Genomic DNA, 14,674 nt, shown 5'->3' with positions numbered 1-14,674 from the left:
TCGAGGAGAACCGTATATCGGTCGCTCACGCGCTCGCCCTGCCGAGGCGGGCGGCCATGACGGCGGCCATCTCCTCCTCGGTGGTCACATCGCCGCGCGCCTCGGCGGCCGCAGCCTCGACCAGGTCGGCGCGCATCTCCGGATCAGCGAGGATCTCCAGCGTCTCCTGCAGAGACTCCCACTCGGCCACGGACACGATGACGGCATGCGGGCGCCCGTTCCGGGTGAGCGTGAAGTGATCGTGCTCGCGGGCGGCCCGATCCGCCAGCTCGGTCAGCCGGTCCTTCGCTTCGCTGATCGGAATGATTTCCATGCAACGATGCTACCTCTGGCCTGAATACCGGCCAAAGTTTCGGCTAACCGAGTTTTCTCTGGCAACGGTCCCGTTGAGAGGCTCAAGACGGGAAGTTGCGGATCTGATCGATGGCGCGGGCGGCGGTGGTAGCGATGACCGTGTCGATCGTGTTCTTGTTCGCCCAGTGGCGGTGGGTCCGGGTAAGGTTTGCGACGGCATGGCGACGGCCGTCCGGAAGCCGTAGGAATCCGAAGTCGGGCCGCCGCCGGCCGGATCGCGTGAGGTCAGCCCATGTGCGGGTAGCGGTGGTCGGTCGGCGGGACGAACGTCTCCTTGATCGTGCGGGCGTTCACCCAGCGGATCAGGTTGAAGATCGAGCCGGCCTTGTCGTTGGTGCCCGAGGAGCGGGCCCCGCCGAAGGGCTGCTGGCCGACGACGGCGCCGGTGGGCTTGTCGTTGACGTAGAAGTTGCCCGCCGCGAAGCGCAGCCGCTCGGACGCCGAGGAGATCGCGTAGCGGTCCTGGGCGATGATGGAGCCGGTCAGCGCGTACTGCGAGACGTTCTCCATCTGGTCGAGCACGGTGTCGAAGTCCGCGTCGTCGTAGACGTGCACCCCGAGGATCGGCCCGAAGTACTCCTTGGCGAAGATCTCGTCGGTCGGGTCCGCCGACTCCAGGATGGTCGGCTTCACGAAGTAACCGGTGGAGTCGTCGTAGGAGCCGGTCAGCACGTTGATCGAGTCGAGCGAGCGGGCCCGGTCGATCGCGGCCTTGTGCTTGGCGAACGCCCGGTCGTCGATGACCGCGCCCATGAAGGTGGACAGGTCGTCGGCGACGTCGCCGACGGTCAGCGACTCGGCGGTGGCGACGAGGTCGTCACGGATCAGCGACCAGACCGAGCGGGGCACGTAGGCGCGGGACGCCGCCGAGCACTTCTGCCCCTGGTACTCGAACGCGCCGCGGATCAGCGCGGTGGACAGCACCGCCGGGTCGGCCGAGGGGTGGGCCAGCACGAAGTCCTTGCCGCCGGTCTCGCCGACCAGGCGCGGGTAGGACCGGTAGGAGGCGATGTTGGCGCCGACCGTGGACCACAGGTGCTGGAAGGTCGGAGTGGAGCCGGTGAAGTGGATGCCGGCCAGTCGCGGGTGGGTCGTGGCGACCTCCGAGACGGCGGCGCCGTTGCCGGTCACCATGTTGATGACGCCCGGCGGCAGCCCGGCCTCCTCCAGCAGGCGCATGGTGAAGTGCGCGGCGAGCTGCTGGGTGGGGGAGGGCTTCCAGACGACGACGTTGCCCATCAGGGCCGGGGCCGAGGGCAGGTTGCCGGCGATGGCGGTGAAGTTGAACGGGGTGATGGCCAGGACGAAGCCCTCCAGCGGGCGGTACTCCATCCGGTTCCACACGCCGGGCGACGACACCGGCTGCTCGCTGTAGACCTGGCGCGCGTAGGACACGTTGAAACGGAGGAAGTCGATCAGCTCGCAGGCCGAGTCGATCTCCGCCTGCTGCGCCGACTTCGACTGACCCAGGACCGTGGCACCGTTCAGCGTCTGCCGGTACGGGCCGGACAGCAGGTCGGCGGCCCGCAGGAAGATCGCGGCACGCTCGTCGAAGGGCAGCGCCTGCCACGCGGGGGCCGCCTCCAGCGCGGCGTCGATCGCGGCCCGCACGTCGTCGGCGGTGGCGTCAGCCGTACGGCCGAGCACGGAGGCGTGGTTGTGCGGCTGGACCACGTCGATGGAGGCGCCGCCGCCCATCCGCTGCTCGCCGCCGATCGTCATGGTCAGGTCGAGCTGGGCTCCGGCCAGCTCCTTGACACGATTTTCGAGCGCGAGGCGCTCGGCGCTGCCGGGCGCGTAGCCGAGGGTCGGCTCGTTGGCCGGGACCGGGACGTTGGAGATGGCATCCATCACTTGCCTCCAAGGGCACGAAGAAAGAAGGCGATGTTGGCCGGGCGCTCGGCGAGGCGGCGCATGAAGTAGCCGTACCAGTCGTCGCCGTAAGGGATGTAGACGCGCATGGTGTGGCCGGCGCCGACCAGGGCCTGCTGCTTGTCGGTGCGGATCCCGTAGAGCATCTGGTACTCGTAGTCGCCCCGGGAGCGGCCGAAACGGTCGGCGAGGAGTTCGGTGATCGAGATCAGCCGGTCGTCGTGCGTCCCCACCATGGGGTAGCCCTTCCCCGCCATGAGGATCCGCAGGCAACGGACGTAGGCCCGGTCGACGTCGGACTTGTTCTGGTGGGCCACCGAGGCGGGCTCGGCGTAGGCGCCCTTGACCAGGCGGACCCGCGAACCCTCGTGGGACAGGTCGTGGCAGTCCGCCTCGGTGCGGAACAGGTAGCCCTGGAGCGCCACGCCGGTGGACGGGAAGTCCTCGCGCACCGCCCGCAGGATGCCGAGCGTGGAGTCGACCGTGGTGTGGTCCTCCATGTCGAAGGTCACGTTCGCCCCGCAGGCGCGGGCGGCCTCGGAGATCTGCCGGGCGTTCGCCAGGGCGATCTTGTCGCCGTCCTCGCCGAGAGCCTGGCCGACCGCCGAGAGCTTCACCGACACCTCCACGCGGTCGCCGAGTCCCAGTTCGCGCAGCGCGTTGAGCAGCGTGACGTAGGCCCCGGCGGTCTGGGCGGCCGCCTGGGCGTCTCGGGTCTCCTCGCCCAGGTGGTCGATGGTGACGGCGAGACCGGCGTCGGTCAGCCGGTGGACGGTCGCGACCGCGTCCTGGGTGCTCTCGCCTGCGACGAAGCGGTCCACAACCTTGCGCGTCAGCGGGACGCCGGAGACCGCACGCCGTACCAGCGGCACACGTGAACCGGCGAGAAGAAGAGAACCCAACATGTATTCATGCTAAATCCCCAGCTCAAACAGGTCTCATGTGCATCTGCCACGATCGCTGACCTCGGCGTTCATACACATGCACAACAATGGGAGGGTGTTACAGGAGACAGTCGACGAGATCGCCGCTGGGCTCGGCGCCTCCGCCACCTTGGAGGACCGGGCGTTCCAGCTCCTGGCCTATGCCGCGCAGAGCGGTGACCTCGACGTGGTGCGCCGGGAGTCGATCCTGCGCCGCCGCGCGACCGAGGAGGTGCGGGCCTACTTCGAGGGGTACGGCATCGCGACCGCACGCGGCCCGGTCCGCATCCCCGCCGACGCCGAACTGGGGGTCCTCGCCCGCGTGTGCGTGCCGTTGCGGCACCAGGAGGTCACCTACGGTTATTTGTGGCTGCTGGACGACGGCACCCTTGGCGCGGACGCGCTCGCCTCGGTCTCGGGCCTGGTCTCCCGGGCCGCCGCGGTGCTCGCCCAGGAGGCCCGCCGCCGTCAGGATCTGGGCAGGAACCTGCGGGAGCTGTTCTCCTCCGACGCCGACGAGCGCTCCCAGGCGATCTCCCAGCTCGACGTGCGCGGCCCGGTGGCGGCGATCGCCGTCCGGAGTTCGCTGGACCGGGTGGCCGCGCTCTGGACGCTCCCGCGCGGCGTGCTCGCCGACCCCGGCCTCCTGGTCCAGGGGGAGCCGCTGGTGGCGCTGCTCGCCCCGGCGGGGCAGGCCCGTGAGATGGCCGACCGGATCCAGGCGATGTACGGCACGGCCGCCGGAATAGGTGACGCCCGAGCCGATCCCACGCAGGCCTGGCGGAGCTGGCGGGAGGCCGTACAGGCACTCAGAGTGGTCGGCAGGGTGCCCGCGCTCGCACCCGTCGCGGCCTGGTCCGGCCTGGGCGTCTACCGGACGCTCGCCCGGCTGCCGACGGCCGACCTGCGCGAACTGGCCGGGGAGACCGTCCGGCTGGCCGAGGACGCGGAGCTGGTGAGGACCGTGGAGGGCTACCTCGACCACGCCGGCCACGTTCAGGAGGCCGCCGCGGCGCTCGGCGTGCACCGCCAGACGCTCTACTACCGGCTGGGCAAGGCCGAGAGGCTCACCGGCCGCGATCTGGCCGACGGCGAGGACCGGCTGCTGGTCCACCTCAGCCTCAAGGCGGCCCACCTGCTCTAGGACGGGTCTCGCGGAGTCGGCTCGGGCACACTCAGAGCGGTCCACCTGCTCTGGAGCGGGTCTCACGGAATCGGCCCCGGCACACTCAGGGCGGCCCACCCTGTTCTGGCGCGCGCCTCATGGTGCGGCTCCGGCGCGTCGGGAGGTCATCCGTCGAGTCTGCGCAGGAGATGCCGCCGGGCGGCGGCGTCGCCGGGGCCGTCGCGCTCGTCCAGCCGCTCCGCGATGTACCGCCGGTGCTGCTCGTCGGCGTTGCCGCCGTACTTGAACTTGCCGTTGACCTGCTGGATCGTCAGCCGCAGACCCTGAATGCCGGGAAGGCGCCGCATGTGCTCGGCCGGGTCGGCCAGCTCGCCGCCGGTCTCCAGGTGGGCGAGCTGTTCCCGGAGGATCTCCGTCTTGCCCTCGGCGTCGGTGACCACCTCCGCGCGGCAGACGAGCTGGACCGCGGCGTAGTAGGTGGTCGGAACCCCCAGACGGGGATCCTCCTGGCCGGGCAGGGCCTTCCACGCTCCGGGGACGTACGACCAGTCCCCGGCGAGGGAGAGCAGCACGACCGGGTTCTCCGCTATCGCGGCCCAGATCGGGTTGGGCCTGGCGAGATGGAGCAGGATCGTGCGATCCCCGGTCAGCAGGAACTGGGTGGGCACCACGACAGGGACCTCGCGGTCCCGTCCGGCGGCGATCAGGTGGCCGAACTCGTTGGCCCGGACGAAGTCCAGCGCCTCGTCCTCGGTGGCGGAGTCCCAAGGGTGAATCAACATACGAGAAAATGTATATCTATCCACATCTTCTCGACAATCCGGTTGCCCGGATGCTGCCGCAGAAAGCATGGCCGCACAGAAAACCGGGGCCCCCAGACGGGAGCCCCGGCAGGTGATGCCTGGTCAGTGCTGCGTGGCGAGCGCGTTCTCGTAGACCTGGACGAGCTCCTGGCCGATCCGCTCCCAGGAGTAGCGCGACCGGGCCCGGTCGGCGCCGGCGAAGCCGATCGCCGTGCGCCGGGTCGGGTCGGCGAGCAGTTCGCGGATGAGCCGGGAGGTCTGCGCGGGCCGGTCGGCCGGCACCAGCAGGCCGGTCACCCCGTCCACGATGGAGTCGAGGTGCGCGCCCACCGCCGAGGCGATGACGGGAACGCCGCACGCCATGGCCTCCAGCGCGACGACACCGGTCGCGGCCTCGTGGGGGAGCGAGAGGACCACGTCGGCGCTGCGCATCAGCTTGGCCACCGAGGCGTGGGGGATCTGCCCGAGCATGGTGATCCGGTCCTCCACGCCGACCTCCTTGGCCAGCAACATGACGCGGTGCGCCTCGGCGTCGTGGGCGAGGTCTCCCGACTCCGGGCCGCCGGCGACGAACAGCTCAGCGTCGGGGATGCCCTCCAGGGCGCGGACGGTGGTGTGCAGACCCTTGTCCTGGGTCAGCGGCCCGACGTGGAGCAGGCGGGGCCGGGTGCCGCGCGCCGCGGCCGGTCCCTGGCGCCGGAAACGCTCGACGTCGATGCCGCACGGGATCACGGAGATGTTGCGGCGCGGCACGCCCAGCCGGATCAGCGTGGACTCCTCGTCCCCGCATCCGGCGATCACCGCGCTGGCACGGCGGCCGATCGCGCGCTGCACCCGGACCTTCTTGGCATCGTGGGTGTGCTCGCTGCCGAAGCTCTGGGTGAACGGCACGCCGAGACCGTCCGCTCCCGCGATGGCGGCCAGCCCGCCGGTCCAGGAGTGGGCGTGGATGACGTCGGGGCGGTCCTGCCCCCAGCGGTGCATGAGCTGGTCGCCCAGATCGGAGAGGTAGGGCAGTACGCCCTCCTCCGGAAGGTCGCGAGCGGGACCGACGGGCAGGTTCTCCAGAGTGACACCCTGGGCCACCCGGACCCGGGGCTTGTCGGAGTCGGAGTGCCTGCGGGCGTAGATGGTGACCTTGTGCTCCCGGCCCAACTCACGAGCGACGGCGAGAAGGTGGGCACGCTGGGCGGCGATGTCGGTTGCGCTCTGCGAAGAGGACAGAGTGTCGGAAGAGACGAATGCAATGTTCACGGCACACCTCTGGGAGGAGATAGGCATGAGAAGCCTGTAATTCCTTCAGGGGTGCCTGCGTCTTAGGCACACATCTGTATGAGCGGAACCATACCCGGATTCCCACCGAAGGTAAACTTCAGTATTTGCGGCTCTGCCGCATCTCCTCCGCGCGGGCGCTGGGCACATGGAGCTGAACCGTGCATCCGTCCAGGTCGCGATGGATGTCCAACCGGTCGCAGAGCTGCCGGGCGATCCACAGCTCGTCACCCGGCTGCGCCGTGTTACCCGGCGGGAGAAAACCGGCGACCGGGTTGGCGATGTCGCCGCCACGGCGGTGAAGGTGACAGGTGATCGCGCCCAACCGCGCCCACACCTGGACGCTGAGGGGCAACTCCAGCAGTTCGGCGACCTTGCCGGCGGCGACCGCGAGCAGGGTCGCCCGGTCCTGGCTCAACCCCAGCAGGGAGGCCTGGCCGGTGACGAACTGACGCAGCGCCGAAAACGTCTCCGCCGAAGCGCCTCTCACGTCCCGCGGCGGCCGAAGGAGCGGGGCGGAGTCGCACTCGCCGATGAAGTCCACCGGATCGATGTACTCCGCGCTGACTGTCGCGGTACGGCCGTCCGCCGACGTCGTCGGGTGGGTCCGCCGCGCGGCCGTCACCACGTCCGGATCCAGGATCCGCGCGTCGTAGGGGCAGATCATCCACACGTTGGTCTCGCTGAGCAGCAGGTTCAGGCCCGACTCCATGCGCTGCCAGGCCCGGGTCTCGTGAACCGCCCGGCCGGTCCACACCGGCTCGGCGATGACCCGGACATGTCCGTCGCCCCGCGCTTCCAGGCCGCGCCGCCGCCAGTAGCGGTGGAACGCGGTGGTACGTTCCACCGTCCGGCGGCCCAGGAAACCACTCTCCGCGTAGTCGACCTGAAGGCCGTCCCGGCCCAGGGCGTCTCCGAGGAGTTCGAGGTTGGCCGAGGTCGTCGCGACCATCACCGGGTCGCCTTTGGCGAGCCCGTCCCGGACGAACGGCAGTGCCATGGCCAGAAACCGCTGATCGGAGTCGTAGACCGCCGCCTGGTGAAGGAAGGTCACGGAGGAGCGCCGATTCAGGGCAACTGTCATTTTCCGTCCCCATTCCGCCGGACACGAGCACACGCCCTCACCGGACACGGCATACCCGGCGTGCCGGGACCGCGGGGTGGGGGCGCGACCGCCAAGCTATACGACACGCAGGGCGAGTATCACGATCTCGTCCCATACTCGTCCACCGGAAAACGCGTGCCGGTCCTCCTCCACCGCTTTGACCACTGCGGCCGGTGACTGCGCCACGCAGCGCGCCAGCACATCCGCCAGGCGGTTCTCGCCGTACGGCTCGCCCTGCTCGTTCTGTGAGGCGATCAGTCCGTCCGAGTAGAAGACCAGGGTCTGGCCCGAGGTCAGCGTGAGCTCCTCGGTGAACATCTCGGCCTCGGGGGCGATGCCGAGCGGCACGCCGCCGCCGGCGGTGAACCGCACCCCGCCGTCGGGCTGCAGGAGCGCGGCGGGATGGTGCCCCGCACTGGCCAGTCTGATCTTGCGCGCCCGGACGAACCCGGCCACCGCCATCACGAACATGCCGCTGTTCTGCGCGGTCAGCGCGTGGTTCAGCTTGCGCAGCGCCTCGCCCGGATCGGACTCCCAGACGCTGAGGACGCGCAGCCCGTTGCGGACCAGGGCACTGACCGACGCGGCCTCCTCACCCTTGCCCGCGGAGCCTCCAAGGGCGAACCCCCACCCGTCCCGCACCGGGAAGACGTCGTAGAACTCGGCTCCGACCGGGCTGGAACCCGCATGGTAGATCGCCGCCGCCTCGAATCCGGGGATGTCCGGCAGGGTCCGCGGCACCACGCTGGTGCGCAGCGCGTCGGCGGCCTGGGAACGCGTCTGGAAGCTGCGCCGGGCACGCAGCGCGAGCCCGAGATGGACGCCGATCTCCTCCATCAGGCCGAGGTCGGCCAGGGAGAACGGCTCGCGGTCGCGCAGCCGTACGAGCGTGAGGGAGCCCAGCGCGCCCGCCTCACCCTGGATCGGCACGATCAGAACCGAGGCGGCGCCCATGGCCCGGAGCAGCGGCGGTCCGTCGGGGATCTCGCCGAGCAGCGTCTCCTCCTCCAGCATCTCGTGGACCACACCCGACCCGCCGGTCAGCACCCGGGCGATGGCCGGCGCGGTCAGCGGGGTCATCCCCTCGATCATGCGGACCAGATTGGTCACCGGTTTGTCACTCGGACCCAGCACGCAGGCACGCCGGGGCACGCCGTCGCGGATCACATCGGCGATCACCCAGTCGGCGCTCTCGGTCGCCAGCAGCCGGGCGGCCCGGGTGACGGTCACCGGCTGGCGGAGGCTCTCCTCGTCCAGCAGCAGGCGGGTCATGCCGGCCAGCAGTTCCTGGCGGCGGGCCGCGGCCATGACCAGGGACGCGTCCGACCGGTCGACCGGTCCCGGGGCCGGGCCGGCCACCTGCGCCTCCAGCGGGAGGATCACGATGGCGGTCATCTCCTGCGGTTCGCCCGGCATCGTCAGCCGGGTGATCGCGAGCTGCACCGTGTGGGCACGGCCCTGATGGGCCAGCCGGGTCTGGAACGTCGCGGTCTGGCCGCCCTGCTGCACGGCCGTCAGGTGCGAGCGGAACGCCGCGCGCCGGGAGACGTCGACGAGCAGCGGGAACGAGCGGCCGATCAGATAGCCGGCCGGGCTGCCCAGCATCTGGGAGGTCTCCTGGCTGATACGCCTGACCACGCCGGAGGCGTCCAGCACCACCACGGGGACGGGGAAGGTGCGGAACACCTGCCGCAGCAGTTTGAGCTCCCGCTGCGATCCGCTCTCCCGCTCGCCGGACCGTTTGGGCACCTTGCGCAGTTCGCGCAGGGACGCGTCCAGCAGTTCACGGGCGGTGTCGAGCTCTGCCAGGGCCGCGGCAAGTGTGGACCGGGGGTCGGCGGGGTAGGCGGAGCTGGTCTCTCGCAGAGAGGAAACCCTGGTCGTAAGCGCATCCAGCGCCTGCTCCAAGGCCTGAAGGCCAATGGCGTCGGTCAATGTTCGTCCTCGTCGGCGGCCGGGGTAGGGCTGATCCCGTCGTAGACGGTACGCCACCCGGTGGATCGAATCGATGCGCGGTCAGATAGTGATTAAGTTAGCGAAATCAGAAAGGGCATTCCTGACATGGAGATGGTCACTCCCGTTCTCGCCCGGGATCTCGCGGCGCTCGGCAGGGTCAGCGAGGAGACCTCGAGCGAGAGCGTGCTGCGTGGCCTCACCGCCACACTCGCGGGCGACGTGCCGGGCTGCGCGGGCGGCTCCGCCGAACTCTGGCGTGATGAGCGGATGGTCGTCTCCGCCTCGCACAGCGAGCTCATCGTGCTCGTCGACAGCGAGGGCGACCTGCAGGAGGGGCCCTCCGCCGAGGCCCGTGCCACCGGCCGCCCCGTGATCGTCCAGGACGTGCTGCGCGAGCCCCGCTGGCCGGGCTACATCGGCATGGCGGTCCGCTGCGGGATCCGCTCGGTCCTGGTCATGCCGATCACCGTCGAGCGTGCCGTGCTGGTCCTCGGCTTGTACGGCGTGCGCCCCGGCGCCTTCGTGGCCCGGAACGTCCCCCCGCTGGCCGACATGCTGGCGGAGCAGGTGACCGTGGCGCTGGCCAACATGTGGGACTACGACGAGGTCAGGACCGATGCCGCCCAGATGCAGGAGGCGCTGGCCGGCCGGGCGATCATCGACCAGGCCAAGGGCATCATCATGAAGTCCAGCGGCTGCTCGGCCGAGGCCGCCTTCGACGAGCTGCGCAGGGTTTCTCAGCATCACCAGGTGAAGGTAGCCGATCTGGCCCGGCTGCTGGTGGACGAACACCAGCGCAACAAGGGCGGGAAAGCCGGCTGACCGGGCGGCCCGGAGCCCCGGGAAGGCGGCCGGTTCGCCGAGTCCGGGGCCGCAGATGCTCTCCGGCTAGCCGAAGGCGGCCAGCGCGTCCTCGATCGTGTCGTAGAGCGGCAGCCGCTGGGCGAGGCCAGTGATCCACATCACCTTGGTCTTGGCGTACTCCACCCCGATGAGGGCGAACTTCCCGCCGGCGTTGGTGCTGAGCTGCCAGTGATGGACGATGAGCCCCAGCGCGCGGGAGTCCATGAAGGTCACCCCGCTCAGGTCCAGCGCCATGTCGAGGCCGTGCTCGTCCGTCTCGGCCGCCAGGTAGTCGGCGAACTGGTCTCTGGTCGTCGCGTCCAGCAGACCTGTCACCCGGATCACATTGACCCCGCCCACCAGCGCCGACGTCAGAGTCAGCGCCGCCGCTCTCTCGCCGTTCTCCGACACCGTCACTCAGGTCCTCCTCGACATGTGATTAGCAACCTTACTGTTACCTGGGGGCGAGCAATACTCCTGGAATCGGGGTAATACTAGAACCGAGGTCCAGCAGAGGGCCTCGCCTCGAAAATTGGTCGAGGCGATGCCGTCTGCCAGGATGCTGTTCCGTGCTGGCGGCGCCGCCCGACAGTCATACCAGGGAGCAGCAATGTCTGTTCAGGCCCTCGAACTCGCCGACATGACCGCCGAGGAACTCCTCGCCGAGATGGTTCTGCCCGAAGTCTCCGATTACCGCGCCGAGCGCCTGCGCGAGCGGATCGTCGAGATGCACCGGCCCCTCGCCATGGAGATCGCCCGCCGCTACCGCTACCGGGGCGAACCGCTGGAGGATCTCCTCCAGGCCGCCTACGTCGGGCTGATGAAAGCCATCAACGGATTCGACCCCACCCTCGGCCACGCATTCCGGGGCTACGCCGTGGTCACCATGACCGGCGAGGTCAAGCGTCACTTCCGCGACCGCACCTGGGCCATCCGGGTCCCCCGCGTCTACCAGGAGCGCAGGGCCGAGCTGAACCGGCTGGTCGCCGACCTCAGTCAGGATCTCGGCCGCGCGCCGACGGTCGCCGAACTCGCCGTGAAGATGAAGATCTCCGAAGAGGACGTCCTGCTCACCCTCGACGCCTCGGCCGCCTACAGCGCGCTCTCGCTCGACGCGCCGCTCGGCGCCGACGACGACGCGGCCGCGCTGGGTGACGTCATCCCCGACGAGGACGACGCCCTGGGCGTGCTCGTGGACCGCGAGGCGGTCAAGCCGTTGATCGACAAGCTGCCGGCACGTGAGAAGAACATCCTGCTGCTGCGCTTCTTCGGCAACATGACCCAGGCCGAGATCGCAGCCGAGTTCGGAATCTCGCAGATGCACGTCTCCCGTATCCTGCGGAAGGTGCTGGACCAGCTCCGTGCGGAACTTGTGGCCGAATGCTGAATACACCACTCCTCACTGGGCACCTCAGTCGGCGACGGCGGAGGGGCATGGCGGCGGGAGGGGCGTAAGGTGCGTTTGAATCATTCCCGGGTGCCACGGCCGGTGGCGCGGTGGGACAGGGAAGGCGGATCTCGCGTGAACGAGGACGGTGTTCGTCCGGCTCGTTTCCCGACGAGCGGCGGCCGTTCTCTGTCCGTCCCCAACGGCGCGGCCGTGGCGGAGCTTGCCTTCCGCCTTCCCGATCTTCCTGACGTGCGCGATTTCGCCGCCGCCGGAGCCGTGCGGAGCGGGATGGCGCGCGAGAGCCTGGCCGACTTCCTGGTGGCGGTGAACGAGGTCGCCACCAACGCCGTCACGCACGGCCACGTCACCGCCAAGGCCGTGTTACGGATGTGGACCGTCGGCCGCACCCTGGTCGTGGAGATCCACGACCAGGGGCGGTGGACTCCCGTCGAGGTTCCCGGCCAGACGCCGCCCGCGCCCTACGCCACCAGCGGCATGGGGCTCTGGGTGGCCCGGATGATCAGCTCGGACATCACGGTCGAGACCGGGGCCGCGGGAACGTTCATCACCATGTTCTTCAAAGTCTGAACCAGCTTTTCCGGACATAGTGCCCATAAAGGTCCGAACTGCCTTTTATGGGTACGAGCCGATTTATGACCACACCTGCCCGCATACTGATCGTTGGCGGCGGCTACGTCGGCATGTATGTCGCTCTGCGGCTCCAGCGCAGACTACGACGTGACGAGGCCCGCATCACCGTCCTCAACGTCGACTCCTACATGACCTACCAGCCGTTCCTTCCTGAGGCGGCGGCAGGCAGCGTCGAAGCCAGGCACGTCGTCGTGTCCCTGCGCCGGGTGCTGAACAAGTGCGCGATCCTCAACGGCTGGGTGGTCGGTGTCGACCCCGTCGCCCGGACCGTCGATCTCTGCCCGCACGAAGGTCCGGGCCGCACCCTGGAATACGACCTGCTGGTCTTCGCGCCCGGCTCCATCTCCCGGACCCTGCCCATCCCGGGTCTGGCCGAGAGAGGCATCGGCTTCAAGAGCGTCGAGGAGGCCATCCACCTCCGTGACCATGTGCTCGGCAAGCTCGACCTGGCCGAGTCCACCACCGACCGGACCGTCCGGTCCAGGGCGCTGACCTTCGTGTTCGTCGGTGCGGGCTACGCCGGTGTCGAGGCGCTCGCCGAACTGGAGGACATGGCCCGCGACGTCTGCCGCTACTACCCGACCGTGGACCCCGGCGACATGCGCTGGTTCCTGGTCGAGGCCACCGACCGCATCCTTCCCGAGGTCGGCCCCGAGATGGGCCGCTGGACGGTGGCGCAGCTCCGCGGGCGGGGGATCGACGTGCGGCTCGGCACCCGGCTGAACTCCGCCGTGGAGGGCCACATCGTGCTCGACGACGGCACCGAGTTCGACGCCGACACCCTGGTGTGGACCGCCGGGGTCAAGCCGAGCCCGCTCGTGCACGCCAGCGGCCTCCCGCTGGACGGCAAGAGCCGGGTGAAGGCCACGGCCGAACTGGTCGTCCAAGGCTTCCCCGACGTCTTCACCGCAGGGGACTGCGCCGCCGTACCCGACCTCACCAAGCCGGGGGAGATGTGCGCGCCCAACGCCCAGAACGCCGTACGGCAGGCCCGCAAGCTGGCCGACAACCTGGTCGCCACGCTCCGGGGCGGGAAGCGCAGCCCGTACCGGCACGCCTACGCCGGGTCGGTGGCCACCCTGGGGCTGCACAAGGGCGTCGCACAGATCTACGGCCGCAAGCTCCGCGGCCTGCCGGCCTGGTTCATGCACCGGACCTACCACCTGTCGCGGGTGCCGACCCTCAACAAGAAGGCGCGGGTGCTGACCGACTGGACCTTCGCACTGCTCTTCCGCAGGGAGATCATCTCGCTCGGTGCGGTGACCCGTCCCCGTGAGGAGTTCGAGATCGCGATCAGGACCGAGTCCACCTTCGCCGCCTCCCGGTGATCCGGCTCAGGGACCGTCGCGAGTGGTCCTTCCTGACTTTTCCTGGCAAATGAAAGGGGGGTGCCGCCCACATGGGCGGCACCCCCCTTCACCTGCCAGGCTCGGCGGGAGCGCTCAGCGCCTGCGGCGCCAGTTGCCGCCCGTTCCGCTCCGTACGCCCGCCGTGCCGACTCCGGCCTGGTGCAGCGCCAGCAGGAGCAGGCCGAGGAGCAGGAAGGTCGTTCCGGTTATGCCGCCGATCCTGGTGTCGATGAGGTCGAGCAGGAGTCCGAGGCCGAAGACGACCGCGGCAGCGATGGCGAGCATGGGTCACCTCGTTCCGTGGGACAGGGAAAGGAGCTGGTCCAGCATCGCCCGGTAGTCGCGCAGGGCCGTACGGAGCTCCTCGGTGTCGTGCTCGCCGCTGTTCTTCCAGCGCCCCTGGAGATCGGTGGTCCGGGCCTCCAGAGCGGTCCGCAGCGAGGCCGTGATCTCGCCGACGAGTGAGTCCGCGCGCTCCACCGAATCGCGGGGGTCGTCCACGAAGCCGGCCTGCACCTCCTGCCAGCGCCGCCGTACCTGCTCGGCGTCGTGGTCGAGAAGGGGCACCTCCGCCGTGGGTGCGCCCGCGGCGTGCGCCGGACCGGGCCGATCGGTGGGGAGCTCCTCGTCATCACGGTCCAGCACGTCGTCGCGCCGGTCCGCGATCACCGTCGGAGTGCCGTCGTCGTCGACGATGTCGCCGCTCACGATGTCGCCGTGCACGATGTCACCGTGCACGATGTCGCGCCGGTCGGTGACACCCGCCGGGGTGTCCTGGCCGAACGGGCCGGGCCTGCCGTCGAGCCGCCCGTCACCCGGCTCATGGCGCCGATCGCCGTCCAGGTCGCCGTCCAGGTCGTTGTCCAGGTCGTTGTTCGGATCACCGGGCCGGCCGGGGAGCGTCCCGTCGTAGGACTCGTGGGACTCGTGGGCTCCGGGGGTCACCTCGTCGGCACGCTGCGGCGGGACGTTCAGGTCCTCGTCATCGTGCTTGTGCACCAGACGGTCGTCGTTTCGGTCGGTCGTCATG

General features: G+C 69.7%; 15 protein-coding genes. 5 read left to right on the top strand and 10 right to left on the bottom strand.

The annotated features are described in order from the left end of the window. Positions 1 to 25 precede the first annotated feature (25 nt). The 3 genes from OHA77_RS05895 to OHA77_RS05885 all read right to left on the bottom strand — a co-directional run bounded on the left by OHA77_RS05895 (position 26) and on the right by OHA77_RS05885 (position 3,131). Positions 26 to 313, bottom strand: coding sequence for a type II toxin-antitoxin system Phd/YefM family antitoxin (locus OHA77_RS05895; protein WP_406316682.1), 288 nt, complete (start codon positions 311 to 313; stop codon positions 26 to 28). Positions 314 to 579: 266 nt separating this feature from the next. Further along, the gene (gene pruA, locus OHA77_RS05890; protein ID WP_406316680.1) at positions 580 to 2,205 is read right to left on the bottom strand and encodes an L-glutamate gamma-semialdehyde dehydrogenase; all 1,626 of its coding nucleotides are present in this window, start codon (positions 2,203 to 2,205) and stop codon (positions 580 to 582) included. Continuing rightward, positions 2,205 to 3,131: a proline dehydrogenase family protein gene (locus OHA77_RS05885; RefSeq protein WP_406316679.1), complete on the bottom strand. Its 927-nt coding sequence runs from the start codon at positions 3,129 to 3,131 to the stop codon at positions 2,205 to 2,207. The genes pruA and OHA77_RS05885 overlap by 1 nt, the downstream gene beginning before the upstream one ends. A gap of 94 nt (positions 3,132 to 3,225) precedes the next feature. Between OHA77_RS05885 and OHA77_RS05880 the strand changes: the two genes are divergently transcribed. After that, a complete protein-coding gene (locus OHA77_RS05880; RefSeq protein ID WP_406316677.1) occupies positions 3,226 to 4,293 on the top strand; it encodes a PucR family transcriptional regulator in 1,068 nt (355 codons plus the stop codon). A 146-nt stretch (positions 4,294 to 4,439) separates the two neighbouring features. On the opposite strand, the gene OHA77_RS05875 is transcribed toward OHA77_RS05880, so the two are convergent. The 4 genes from OHA77_RS05875 to OHA77_RS05860 form a co-directional block, all read right to left on the bottom strand. After that, on the bottom strand, positions 4,440 to 5,057 hold the full coding sequence (locus OHA77_RS05875) for an FMN-binding negative transcriptional regulator (protein ID WP_406316675.1): 618 nt from the start codon (positions 5,055 to 5,057) through the stop codon (positions 4,440 to 4,442). Positions 5,058 to 5,180: 123 nt separating this feature from the next. Further along, the gene (locus tag OHA77_RS05870; protein WP_406316673.1) at positions 5,181 to 6,332 is read right to left on the bottom strand and encodes a glycosyltransferase; all 1,152 of its coding nucleotides are present in this window, start codon (positions 6,330 to 6,332) and stop codon (positions 5,181 to 5,183) included. Between the two features lie 118 nt (positions 6,333 to 6,450). Next, entirely contained in the window at positions 6,451 to 7,434 is a 984-nt protein-coding gene (locus tag OHA77_RS05865) for an anti-sigma factor RsbA family regulatory protein (protein ID WP_406316671.1), read from the bottom strand. Positions 7,435 to 7,530: 96 nt separating this feature from the next. Next, the gene (locus OHA77_RS05860) at positions 7,531 to 9,390 is read right to left on the bottom strand and encodes a SpoIIE family protein phosphatase (RefSeq protein ID WP_406316670.1); all 1,860 of its coding nucleotides are present in this window, start codon (positions 9,388 to 9,390) and stop codon (positions 7,531 to 7,533) included. 132 nt (positions 9,391 to 9,522) lie between these two features. Between OHA77_RS05860 and OHA77_RS05855 the strand changes: the two genes are divergently transcribed. Continuing rightward, positions 9,523 to 10,233, top strand: coding sequence for an ANTAR domain-containing protein (locus OHA77_RS05855; protein WP_326821693.1), 711 nt, complete (start codon positions 9,523 to 9,525; stop codon positions 10,231 to 10,233). 66 nt (positions 10,234 to 10,299) lie between these two features. Here the strand turns inward: OHA77_RS05855 and OHA77_RS05850 are convergent, their stop codons facing one another. After that, positions 10,300 to 10,671, bottom strand: coding sequence for an STAS domain-containing protein (locus tag OHA77_RS05850; protein WP_406316668.1), 372 nt, complete (start codon positions 10,669 to 10,671; stop codon positions 10,300 to 10,302). Between the two features lie 193 nt (positions 10,672 to 10,864). Between OHA77_RS05850 and OHA77_RS05845 the strand changes: the two genes are divergently transcribed. The 3 genes from OHA77_RS05845 (at position 10,865) to OHA77_RS05835 (ending at position 13,623) form a co-directional block, all read left to right on the top strand. Further along, positions 10,865 to 11,641, top strand: coding sequence for a SigB/SigF/SigG family RNA polymerase sigma factor (locus tag OHA77_RS05845; RefSeq protein ID WP_326821695.1), 777 nt, complete (start codon positions 10,865 to 10,867; stop codon positions 11,639 to 11,641). 252 nt (positions 11,642 to 11,893) lie between these two features. Next, positions 11,894 to 12,232 carry an ATP-binding protein gene (locus tag OHA77_RS05840; RefSeq protein WP_406316667.1) on the top strand — a complete coding sequence of 113 codons (339 nt, stop codon included), beginning with the start codon at positions 11,894 to 11,896 and terminating at the stop codon, positions 12,230 to 12,232. Positions 12,233 to 12,297: 65 nt separating this feature from the next. After that, positions 12,298 to 13,623: an NAD(P)/FAD-dependent oxidoreductase gene (locus OHA77_RS05835; protein WP_406316665.1), complete on the top strand. Its 1,326-nt coding sequence runs from the start codon at positions 12,298 to 12,300 to the stop codon at positions 13,621 to 13,623. A gap of 114 nt (positions 13,624 to 13,737) precedes the next feature. Here OHA77_RS05835 and OHA77_RS05830 read toward each other — a convergent pair whose 3' ends face one another. Together OHA77_RS05830 and OHA77_RS05825 are read right to left on the bottom strand one after the other, a co-directional pair. Continuing rightward, the gene (locus tag OHA77_RS05830; RefSeq protein ID WP_326821698.1) at positions 13,738 to 13,929 is read right to left on the bottom strand and encodes a hypothetical protein; all 192 of its coding nucleotides are present in this window, start codon (positions 13,927 to 13,929) and stop codon (positions 13,738 to 13,740) included. 3 nt (positions 13,930 to 13,932) lie between these two features. Next, entirely contained in the window at positions 13,933 to 14,673 is a 741-nt protein-coding gene (locus OHA77_RS05825) for a hypothetical protein (RefSeq protein WP_406316664.1), read from the bottom strand. Between the last annotated feature and the right edge of the window lies 1 nt (position 14,674).

Source organism: Streptosporangium sp. NBC_01639, from assembly GCF_045209755.1.
In the GTDB taxonomy this organism is placed as follows: domain Bacteria; phylum Actinomycetota; class Actinomycetes; order Streptosporangiales; family Streptosporangiaceae; genus Streptosporangium.
This window is presented reverse-complemented; position numbering and strand designations above follow the sequence as displayed.

What these genes read in the sequence shown, in the direction of transcription:
- OHA77_RS05875 (WP_406316675.1), bottom strand. Translation starts at nt 5,057, where the DNA reads ATGTTGATTCACCCTTGGGACTCCGCCACCGAGGACGAGGCGCTGGAC.
- OHA77_RS05845 (WP_326821695.1), top strand. Translation starts at nt 10,865, where the DNA reads ATGTCTGTTCAGGCCCTCGAACTCGCCGACATGACCGCCGAGGAACTC.
- OHA77_RS05885 (WP_406316679.1), bottom strand. Translation starts at nt 3,131, where the DNA reads ATGTTGGGTTCTCTTCTTCTCGCCGGTTCACGTGTGCCGCTGGTACGG.
- OHA77_RS05830 (WP_326821698.1), bottom strand. Translation starts at nt 13,929, where the DNA reads ATGCTCGCCATCGCTGCCGCGGTCGTCTTCGGCCTCGGACTCCTGCTC.
- OHA77_RS05895 (WP_406316682.1), bottom strand. Translation starts at nt 313, where the DNA reads ATGGAAATCATTCCGATCAGCGAAGCGAAGGACCGGCTGACCGAGCTG.
- OHA77_RS05855 (WP_326821693.1), top strand. Translation starts at nt 9,523, where the DNA reads ATGGTCACTCCCGTTCTCGCCCGGGATCTCGCGGCGCTCGGCAGGGTC.
- OHA77_RS05865 (WP_406316671.1), bottom strand. Translation starts at nt 7,434, where the DNA reads ATGACAGTTGCCCTGAATCGGCGCTCCTCCGTGACCTTCCTTCACCAG.
- pruA (WP_406316680.1), bottom strand. Translation starts at nt 2,205, where the DNA reads ATGGATGCCATCTCCAACGTCCCGGTCCCGGCCAACGAGCCGACCCTC.
- OHA77_RS05835 (WP_406316665.1), top strand. Translation starts at nt 12,298, where the DNA reads ATGACCACACCTGCCCGCATACTGATCGTTGGCGGCGGCTACGTCGGC.
- OHA77_RS05825 (WP_406316664.1), bottom strand. Translation starts at nt 14,673, where the DNA reads ATGACGACCGACCGAAACGACGACCGTCTGGTGCACAAGCACGATGAC.